This is a genomic window from Pseudomonas sp. AC463 (genome assembly GCF_979253585.1).
On the sequence record NZ_CEEDDZ010000581.1, the window covers coordinates 1 to 275 of the forward strand.

Here is a 275-nt window from a genome sequence, read left to right on the forward strand (position 1 = left end):
GGAGAAAGCGATACTGATGGAGACCGACCCGGACACCTTCTGGCAGACGGCGCACTACGCGAACTGGCCGGGACTGCTGGTCCGCTACGGCAGCAACGATCCGGAACGGGTGAAGCGGGTCATCGTCCGCGCGTTGTGGGACCGCGCGTCGCGGACGCAGCGAAAGGCGTTCGGCGATCGTCCCTGAGCATTTCATCCGCTTCGCCGCGATCGACTGGTCGGGGGCAAAGGGTCGCCATCACAAGGGCATCGCGCTGGCAATGTGCAAGGCCGGC

1 protein-coding gene is annotated in these 275 nt (G+C 65.8%); it reads left to right on the forward strand.

What is annotated here, in order from left to right:
• The coding region (locus tag AC0IYH_RS31515) for a hypothetical protein (protein ID WP_471838170.1) at positions 1-187 on the forward strand (187 nt) is incomplete at its 5' end.
• Positions 188-275: the final 88 nt, after the last annotated feature.